Source organism: Leifsonia sp. KNZ12-8B, assembly GCF_056755495.1.
Genome location: NZ_JBPGXM010000171.1, coordinates 1 through 6,828 on the forward strand (window position 1 = coordinate 1; position 6,828 = coordinate 6,828).

Here is a 6,828-nt window from a genome sequence, read left to right on the forward strand (position 1 = left end):
GGACCCTGTGGGAGAGTAGGACACCGCCGGACTTCTTCGTGAAATGGCCACCCAGTGCTGGGTGGCCATTTTCCGTTTAACGATGCTTTCTTTGACGGCTCAACCGTCTTCCTGCATGCGTGCCGCTTCCTCGAAGCGTCGGCGCGGCTGGCGGACGGCGCCGGTCGGGGCCGTGTCGCGCGGGGTGACCGTGTTCGCGATCCAGCCCAGCGCGAGACGCAGGCGCCGGGCCGTGCTCGGCAGGGCGATGGCGTGGTACAGCTTGTCGACGACCCACGCCGGCACGCCACGCAGCGGGACACCGCGGAGCACCGCCGCTCCCTGGAGGCCGCCGTAGCTGGCGAGCGTGCCGAGGTTCTTGTGCCGGTACTCGAGCAGCGGTTCGCCCGCGGCTGCTCGGCGGAGGTTCCGGGCCAGGGTCTTCGCCTCCCGGATCGCGTTCTGCGCGTTCGGCGGGTAGTACGCCGGCTGCTTCTCGGCCGTCAGATCGGGCACCTGGGCAGCATCCCCCAGCGCCCACAGTCCGTCGACGGGCGAGCCGTCGTCATCGACCACACGGAGGGTCGCGTCGCACTGGACGTGTCCCTTCGGGCCGAGCGGGAGGCCCGCGTGGCGCAGCACCGGGTTGGGCGTGACGCCGGCGACCCATACCAGTGTGTCGGTCGGGACGGAGCGGCCGTCGCTCAGCTGCACGACGCCGTGCTCGCAGCTCTTCGTCTCGGTGTCGAGCAGCACCTCGATGCCGCGTCGGCGCAGGAGCCGGAGGGTCCACTGGGAGAGCTGGGGCGGGAGCTCCGCCGCGATGCGGTCGGCGACCTCCACCAGCAGCCAGGCCATCCGTTCGCCGTCGAGCTCGGGGAGACGGCCGAGCTCGGCCGCGGCGAGACGCTGCAGCTCGGCGATCGCCTCCACGCCGGTGTACCCGCCGCCGATGAAGACGAAGGTGAGCGCGCGCTGCCGTGCGGCAGGGTCCGTCGTCGTCGCCGCGAAGCTCAGGCGCTCCAGGACGTGATCGCGGAGATAGATCGCCTCCTCGATGCTCGAGAACCCGATCGCGTTCTCCACCAGGCCCGGGATGGGGAGCACCTTGCTCACCGCGCCCAGCGCGAAGACGAGGTGGTCGTACGAGAGGCGGCGGGTCTCCCCGTCGATCCCGCGGACGACGGCGACGTGGTTCTCGGGCTCCACGGACTCCACGGAGCCGGAGACCAGCTCGGCGTGTTTCAGCGGCCTCCGCAACGGCACCGCGGTGTCGCGCGGCTGGGTCTCTCCGCCCGCGACTTCCGGAAGCAGCGGCTTGTACGTGAGGTACGGCTGCGGATCGACCACGGTCAGCCGCATCCGGTGTGCCGCGGCCTCCCTCCTCAGGTCGCGGGCCAGGGTGAAGCCGGCGAAACCGGCGCCGAGGATGAGGACGTGCGGCTCGGTCATGGGCGCGCTCCTTCCGGGGTCTCGATGGGGATGCGGCCCTCCGTCGTCGCCGTGCCGCCGGAGAGCAGCTGGAACGCGCTCCGGACGAGCGCGAAGTGACTGAAGGCCTGCGGTGCGTTGCCGAGCTGCCGTTCGGCGCGCACGTCCCACTCCTCGCTGAGCAGGCCGACATCGTTGCGCAGACCCAGCAGGCGGAGGAACAGCTCCTCGGCTTCGTCGCGGCGACCGGCGCCGATGAGCGCGTCCACCATCCAGAACGAGCAGGCGATGAACACGCCCTCCTGGCCGGGAAGTCCGTCGTCGCTCGCCTCGGGGCGGTACCGCAGCACGTAGCCGTCGACCGTCAGCTCGCGCTGGATCGCGTCGATGGTGCCGATCACGCGCGGGTCGTCGCCGGGCAGGAACCCGACGCGGGGGATGAGCAGCAGCGAGGCGTCCAGCTCGTCCGAGCCGTACGACTGCACGAAGGTGTTGCGGTCGGCGTCGTAGCCGTTGGCGAGGATGTCGCGGCGGATCTGCGCCCGCAGGCGTTCCCAGCGCCGCACCGGACCCGGCAGACCGAAACGGCGTGCGCCCTCCACCATCCGGTCGGCGGCGACCCAGCTCATCAGCTTGGAGTGGGTGAAGTGCCGGGTGGGCCCCCGCATCTCCCACAGGCCGCTGTCCTTCTCCTGCCAGATGCGGCCCAGATGCTCGATGAGCACCTGCTGCACCGACCACGCGTCGTCGCCGGCGCCGATCGTCGACCGGGTGAGCGCGAGTCCGTCGAGCACCTCGCCCCACACGTCGAGCTGGAGCTGCTCCGCGGCGGCGTTGCCGATGCGGACCGGCGTCGATCCGTCGAAACCGGTCAGCCAGTCGAGCGACTCCTCGGGGAGCCGGCGGCGCCCATCGATCCCGTACATGATGCGGAGGTCGGGAGGGTCGCCCGCGACGGCCCGCAGCAGCCAGTCCCGCCAGGCCCTGGCCTCGTCCTCGTAGCCGGCGGTCAGCAGCGACTGCAGGGCGAGCGTGGCATCCCGCAGCCAGCAGAACCGGTAGTCCCAGTTGCGCGGACCGTCCGGCTGCTCGGGGAGGGAGGTGGTCGGCGCGGCAACGATGCCGCCCGTCGGCTCGTAGGTGAGCGCCTTGAGCGTGATGAGGGAGCGCTGGACGGCGTCGCGATACGGGCCGTACGCCCGGCCCTGGGCGCTCCACCTGCTCCAGAACAGCTCCGTCGCCGCGACGGCCTCCGCCGGGTCTGCCGGGGTGGGCGCCGGCTCGTGGCTCGGGAACCAGGTGAGCACGAAGCTCACCCGGTCGCCCGCCGCGACGGTGAAGTCCGCGACGGTGCGCAGGTCGCGGCCCTCCAGCGGCACGTCGGAGGTGACGAGCACGGCGTCGGGCCCGGCGATCGCGCGGACGCCGCGGTCGGTGCTGGTGACCCAGGGGACCACGTGCCCGTAGTCGAACCGCAGCAGGAGGTCGAGCTCCATGTCGACGGAGCCGGAGAGACCCTCCACGATCCGCACCAGGTCCGCGGCCTTGTCGCGCACGGGCATGAAGTCGGTGACGCGCACCCCGCCCTCCGGCGTCTCCCACTCGGTCTCGAGGATCAGGGTGTCGCCGCGGTACCGCCGCCGCGTGCACCGGTCGGCCCCGCGCGGGGCGATGCGCCACCGGCCGGCACGGTCCTGGTCGAGCATGGCCGCGAAGCACGCGGCCGAGTCGAAGTGCGGCAGGCACAGCCAGTCCACCGACCCGTGAACCGAGACCATCGCCGCGGTGTGGAGGTCGCCGATGAGCGCGTAGTCCTCGATCCGTCGCTGCGTCACACGGCCCATTGAACGCCCGCCGCCGCGATCCGCAACAGCGCGCCGCGATCCGCAACAGCGGGCCGTGTCGGCGGCCGGCGCTAGTCTGCTCGGCATGGATCAGCGGATCACCCTCGTCACGCTCGGCGTCGACGACCTGGCCCGGGCGCGGGCCTTCTACGAGGACGGCCTGGGCTGGCGAGCCGCCGACGCCCCCGAGGGCGTCGCGTTCTACCAGCTGCCGGGCATGGCGTTCGCGCTGTGGAGCAGGGAGGAGCTGGCCGCGGATGCGCGGACGCCCGTCGACGGCCGGTTCAGCGGGATCGCGCTCGCCTGCAACCAGCGCAGCCCCGAGGACGTCGACGCGGTGATCGCGGCGGCCGCCGCGGCCGGAGCGCGCATACTGAAGCCGGCGGAGGCGACCCCCTGGGGTGGTTACTCCGGGTACTTCGCCGACCCGGACGGGCACGTGTGGGAGGTCGCCCACAACCCCGGCTGGCCGCTCGCGACGGACGGGACGGTCACGATCGGCGTGGGCGGCTGACCGGAGCCTCGGCCGCCGCCCGGGCGACGGCCAGACGGTCGGCCAGCGGCGCGAGCCGGGCTTTGCCGAGGTTCTGCCGCGCGATCCAGTGCGCGTCCGCGTCCTCTGCGGTCGCCAGGCGCTCGAGGAGGGGGACGCCCTCGTCCGGTGCCGCGGCGGCGACCACGCTGACCGCGTAGCCCAGCGCCTGGCGGAGCACCCGGACGTCGTCCTCCCGCCGCCGCGACGGCGGCTCGATGAGCAGCAGGTCGGCGGCGGCCCCGACGACCGCGCACGCCTCCACGGCGTGGGCCGGGTCGCGGAGGAGTGGAGGTTCGGCCACCGCGGCGACGGCGGCGCGGACCAGCAGAGGGGAGTGCGAGTCGAGCCAGGTGCGGATGAGGGTCATCCCCTCCCGCCAGCCGGCCGCCAGCACGCGCTGCGCACCGGTCGCCGCCAGCTCGCGGACCCGCCAGCGGCTGTCTCGTGCGGCGGCCGTCAGCAGCGCACGCTCGCCGAGCGCGCCGGCGGCCAGGGCGGCGCACGCGCCGAGGAACTCGACCTGGTCGGCCGGGACGTCGGCGCTGATGCGCGGCGGCGAGGCGAGCCACCCGCTCAACAGGGCGAGCGCTGTGTCGCGGTCCGACGGGTCGGTGGCGGCGGCGAGGTCGGCCAGACGGCCGGCCAGCTCGAGGTTCGCGCGCGGACCGGGGAGGCGGCTCCCGGCCGCGAGGGCGGACTCCAGCTCACCGGGACGGCCGTCGAGTGCAACCGCCCAGAGCTGCTGGAGCGCGGGCGTGGGCGGGGACGCGGTTCCGCCCACGGGCCGGTGTTCGGTCATGGCGCGAGTCTAGGGGCGCGTCGCCGGCGGCGCAGAGTGCTGTTCGCGCTGGTGCGGCGCACGGCGGATTCACGGCTGAAGGTCTTGCCCGGCCGTCGGTGCGTCCCGGATAGTGGTGGTGTGCGCACGTTCGGTGTGGAGGAGGAGCTCCTCCTCGTGGACGAGCGGGGGGTCGCGGCACCGGTCGCTCCGCTCGCGCTCGCCGACGCGCCCGTCGTCGAGGGCGGCCCGCAGGTCAGCGCGGAGATCCAGCAGGAGATGATCGAGACGCAGACCAGCCCGCTGCTGCGCACCTCCGACCTGTTCGCCGAGATCGTGGCCGGCCGCGCCCTCGCCGACAGCCTGGTGCGCCCGCACGGCGCGCGCGCCGCAGCGCTCGCGATGTCGCCGCTGCGGCTACGGCCGCACGTCACCGACGATCCGCGCTACGCCATGATGCTCGAGCGCTACGGCTCGACCGCGCGGCACACCCTGGTCTGCGGCTGCCACGTTCACGTCGGCATCGACTCGCGGGAGGAGGGCGTCGGCATCCTCGACCGGATCCGCAACTGGCTGCCGGTGCTGCTCGCGCTGAGCGCCAACTCCCCGTTCGTGGGCGGCGCCGACACCGGGCACGCCAGCTACCGCTTCGTCGCGTGGCACCAGTGGCAGTCGGCAGGGCCGACCGATGTGTTCGGCTCGGTGGAGGCCTACGACCGCTTCGAGCGCCTCCTGGTCGACACCGGCGTCATCCTCGACAAGGGGATGCTGTACCTCGACGCGCGCCTGTCGCACCGGCAGCCGACCGTGGAGGTCCGGGTAGCCGACGTCTGCCTCGACGCCCGCGACACCGCCGTCCTGGCGGCTCTCGTCCGCGGGCTCGTGGAGACGGCGGACGCGGAGCACCGGGCGGGCATCCCTCCGGTCGCCGTCCCGTCTGCCGCGCTGCGGCTCGCCGAGTGGCAGGCGGCGCTCACCGGCGTGATGGGACAGCTGCCGCATCCGGTCACCGGGCTCGAGGGGAGCGCGGTCGACGCGGTGGAGGCGCTGGTCGCGCACACGATGCCGGCCCTCGAGGCCAACGGCGACGCAGCCCTCGTGCGGCGCGGGATCGCGCGCATGCTGGCCGTCGGCGGAGGGGCGGGACGGCAGCGCGCAGCCTATGCGCGACGCGGCCGGCTGCGCGACGTGGTGACCACCGCGGTGGCGGTCACCCACGAGCAGGCCAGCGAGGACGACGACCTGGTCGCCTAGCGTCACCAAGCCTTCCGCGGCGCTTCGAACACGCCTATTCTCCCAGTCAGATGCAGGTGCGACCGAGGCGGAGGGGACCGGGATGACGGGCAAGGAACTCGCGCACCAGCACGCCGTCTACACCTACGGCTCGCTTCCTCTGACACTCATGTACAGCCCGACCGCGACCGCGGCCTGGGAGGTGTACTACGGCGGAGAATACCTCGGCCTGATCGAGGAGGTGCGCACGCCCGGCGAGCTGTGGCCGTCGTTCGTCGCCCGCCCTCCCGGACAGGAGGAGGCCGGCGAGGGCATCCCCGCGCGCGACTGGCGCGTCGCGGTGGAGGTGCTGGCCGGCCAGGCCGGGTTGTAGCGCCCGTCAGAACGCGAACTGCGCCCACTCGTCGCGGGAGAGGGCGACGCGTTCGCCTCCCGACTCCACGATCCACTCCTGAGGCGTTCCCCCCAGATACGTGCAGAGGACGGTCTGACTGCTCCAGCCGTCCGCCGACCGGATCCAGCGGACCAGGTGGATGTCCTGTCCCGGTTTCGGCGCGTTCCCGATCGGTGTGTCATAGGTCGTCACGCGGCACCCCTCCCCCTTCGTGCAGCCTGGTGAGGCCGACCCTACCGGGGTACACGGCCGGGGGACAAGATGTCGTGACGGACCGGTGACGGACGCGCGGTGGAACGGCGGCTGAACGTCAGCCGAACGGGCGCTCGCCGCCGTCGGTGAGGTTGTCGAACTCGTCGTCGCCGGCGGGGTCGGTGCGGTCCGGCTCGATCACGCCGTCCGCGTCGTACGGCTCCGGGCTGTCGCCCTCGGCGATGGCGTCGGTGTCGATGGGCTCGCCGGAGGGGGTCTCCGGGAACTCCTGCTTGGCGTCGCTCATGGTGCTGTCCTTCCCGGGCGCCGTGGTGGGCGGCGCCCTGTCGTGGTGCCCGCGATCGTAGGCGCGCGAGGCTCCGGCGGGAAGGGCGGCGGGAAGGGCGGCGGGTCGCCGGCGTCGGCGGTCCGGAGGGCCAGG

General features: G+C 73.3%; 8 protein-coding genes. 3 read left to right on the forward strand and 5 right to left on the reverse strand.

What is annotated here, in order from left to right; translation table 11 throughout:
• Positions 1–99: 99 nt before the first annotated feature.
• Positions 100–1,431 (reverse strand): NAD(P)/FAD-dependent oxidoreductase, encoded by a 1,332-nt coding sequence (locus ACR9ZG_RS17395; protein ID WP_481286103.1) that lies wholly within the window; start codon positions 1,429–1,431, stop codon positions 100–102.
• Positions 1,428–3,245, reverse strand: coding sequence for a glycoside hydrolase family 15 protein (locus tag ACR9ZG_RS17400; protein ID WP_481286104.1), 1,818 nt, complete (start codon positions 3,243–3,245; stop codon positions 1,428–1,430). Before ACR9ZG_RS17400 ends, ACR9ZG_RS17395 begins: the two co-directional genes overlap by 4 nt.
• A gap of 94 nt (positions 3,246–3,339) precedes the next feature.
• Between ACR9ZG_RS17400 and ACR9ZG_RS17405 the strand changes: the two genes are divergently transcribed.
• On the forward strand, positions 3,340–3,768 hold the full coding sequence (locus tag ACR9ZG_RS17405) for a VOC family protein (RefSeq protein ID WP_481286105.1): 429 nt from the start codon (positions 3,340–3,342) through the stop codon (positions 3,766–3,768).
• On the opposite strand, the gene ACR9ZG_RS17410 is transcribed toward ACR9ZG_RS17405, so the two are convergent.
• The gene (locus ACR9ZG_RS17410) at positions 3,746–4,588 is read right to left on the reverse strand and encodes a hypothetical protein (protein WP_481286106.1); all 843 of its coding nucleotides are present in this window, start codon (positions 4,586–4,588) and stop codon (positions 3,746–3,748) included. The two genes, ACR9ZG_RS17405 and ACR9ZG_RS17410, sit on opposite strands and share 23 nt — an antisense overlap.
• Before the next feature lie 120 nt (positions 4,589–4,708).
• Here ACR9ZG_RS17410 and ACR9ZG_RS17415 point away from each other — a divergent pair, with 120 nt between their 5' ends.
• Both ACR9ZG_RS17415 and ACR9ZG_RS17420 read left to right on the forward strand, forming a co-directional pair.
• Positions 4,709–5,821: a glutamate--cysteine ligase gene (locus tag ACR9ZG_RS17415; RefSeq protein WP_481286107.1), complete on the forward strand. Its 1,113-nt coding sequence runs from the start codon at positions 4,709–4,711 to the stop codon at positions 5,819–5,821.
• 82 nt (positions 5,822–5,903) lie between these two features.
• Positions 5,904–6,173, forward strand: a complete 270-nt coding sequence (locus tag ACR9ZG_RS17420; protein ID WP_481286108.1) for a hypothetical protein — start codon at positions 5,904–5,906, stop codon at positions 6,171–6,173.
• A 6-nt stretch (positions 6,174–6,179) separates the two neighbouring features.
• Here ACR9ZG_RS17420 and ACR9ZG_RS17425 read toward each other — a convergent pair whose 3' ends face one another.
• Together ACR9ZG_RS17425 and ACR9ZG_RS17430 are read right to left on the reverse strand one after the other, a co-directional pair.
• On the reverse strand, positions 6,180–6,386 hold the full coding sequence (locus ACR9ZG_RS17425) for a hypothetical protein (RefSeq protein ID WP_481286109.1): 207 nt from the start codon (positions 6,384–6,386) through the stop codon (positions 6,180–6,182).
• Between the two features lie 118 nt (positions 6,387–6,504).
• The coding region (locus ACR9ZG_RS17430; RefSeq protein WP_481286110.1) for a hypothetical protein at positions 6,505–6,828 on the reverse strand (324 nt) is incomplete at its 5' end.